Origin of the sequence: Photobacterium sanguinicancri (assembly GCF_002265265.1) — a bacterium.
Lineage (GTDB): Bacteria > Pseudomonadota > Gammaproteobacteria > Enterobacterales > Vibrionaceae > Photobacterium > Photobacterium sanguinicancri.
The window spans coordinates 1-1,678 of record NZ_NOIF01000345.1; the positions used below are offsets into that span (position 1 = coordinate 1).

Consider the following 1,678-nt stretch of genomic DNA (forward strand, 5'->3'; position numbering starts at 1 on the left):
AGGCATTGAGCTAACCTGTACTAATTGCCCGTGAGGCTTAACCATACAACACCCAAGGGGTTTTACGGACTCCATAACGCTTGAATGCGTGTTAAGAACGAATATTGTAACTAGTTAACTTTCCCAGATTGTATCTTCCGCCGATGGCGTAAGATAAACCGAATTTGCTTGGCGACCATAGCATTATGGACCCACCTGATCCCATGCCGAACTCAGTAGTGAAACGTAATAGCGCCGATGGTAGTGTGGGGTCTCCCCATGTGAGAGTAGGTCATCGCCAGGCTTCAAATTTAAGAAGTTTGTAATAACGAGCTTCATAACAAAATTGTGTGCTGGTATGGCTCAGTTGGTAGAGCGCACCCTTGGTAAGGGTGAGGTCCCCAGTTCGAATCTGGGTACTAGCACCATTAAATTTTTTCAGCGACCATAGCGCAATGGAACCACCTGATCCCATGTCGAACTCAGTAGTGAAACGTTGTAGCGCCGATGGTAGTGTGGGGTCTCCCCATGTGAGAGTAGGACATTGCTGAAACCCATTCTAAAACCCAGCCTTCGGCTGGGTTTTTTCATTTCTACCGTTTAATAATTCAAATTCAGACTAATCAGTCTTTCTCGCTTGCGTATACCTCTTATATTGTATATTTTTATTTAGATATCTGGACGTCTAAACATCTTAAGGAGTAAGAGAGATGCCAATTAAAATCCCCGATCGTTTGCCTGCAACGGATATTTTGCGAGGGGAAAATATCTTTGTCATGACAGAGGCACGTGCTGCAAGCCAAGGGATACGTCCATTGAAAGTGCTGTTATTGAATTTGATGCCCAAGAAAATAGAAACAGAAACGCAATTTTTGCGTTTGCTCTCTAATAGTCCACTTCAAGTCGATGTTGAGTTGCTAAGAATCGATAATCGTCCTACTCGAAATACACCACAAGAACACCTTGATACTTTCTATCGTCAATTTGAAATGGTGAAGTCACGTAACTTCGATGGCTTGATTGTGACGGGAGCACCGCTAGGGCTCGTACAGTTTGAAGATGTGCTTTATTGGGAAGAGATCCAAGCCATCATGAATTGGGCGAAAGAGCATGTTACCTCAACATTATTTGTGTGTTGGGCAGCTCAGGCTGGGTTGAAGCTGCTATATGATTTACCTAAAAAAACGCGCAAAGAAAAGTTATCAGGTATCTACAATCATGCCATTCATGACTGTCATCATCCTCTTCTACGTGGATTTGATGAGACGTTTAAAGTCCCTCACTCCCGCTATGCTGACTTTTCTCCTGATTATTTAGCGGAACACACGGATCTTGATATTTTAGCAACGTCAGAACAAGCAGGCGTGTATTTAGCCGCAACCAAAGATAAACGTAATGTCTTTGTGACTGGCCATCCTGAGTATGATGTTAGTACCTTGCATAATGAATATGTGCGTGATTGCGGTGAAGGGATGGAACCGAATATTCCACTTAATTATTATCCAGATGATGATCCTAGCCGATCACCGATTGCGAGCTGGCGAAGTCATGGTCATTTATTATTCTCTAACTGGCTTAACTACTGCGTTTACCAGCAAACGCCTTTCGATCTCGACCACTTTTCTGAAGCCAATTTTACAAAAGACTGATACTACATATCCATCAAAAACAATTTATCTTGTCAGAATTAAGAATATAA

Annotated in this window: 1 protein-coding gene, 1 tRNA gene and 2 rRNA genes; all 4 read left to right on the forward strand. The window is 42.6% G+C overall.

Annotated features, from left to right (window positions below; all coding sequences use genetic code 11):
* The first annotated feature begins 167 nt into the window (after positions 1-167).
* Positions 168-283, forward strand: a 5S ribosomal RNA gene (rrf, locus tag ASV53_RS23890).
* A 48-nt stretch (positions 284-331) separates the two neighbouring features.
* Positions 332-407, forward strand: a tRNA-Thr gene (locus ASV53_RS23895).
* 9 nt (positions 408-416) lie between these two features.
* Positions 417-532 (forward strand): 5S ribosomal RNA (gene rrf / locus ASV53_RS23900).
* Between the two features lie 157 nt (positions 533-689).
* Positions 690-1,628 (forward strand): homoserine O-acetyltransferase MetA, encoded by a 939-nt coding sequence (metA, locus tag ASV53_RS23905; protein ID WP_094958975.1) that lies wholly within the window; start codon positions 690-692, stop codon positions 1,626-1,628.
* Positions 1,629-1,678: the final 50 nt, after the last annotated feature.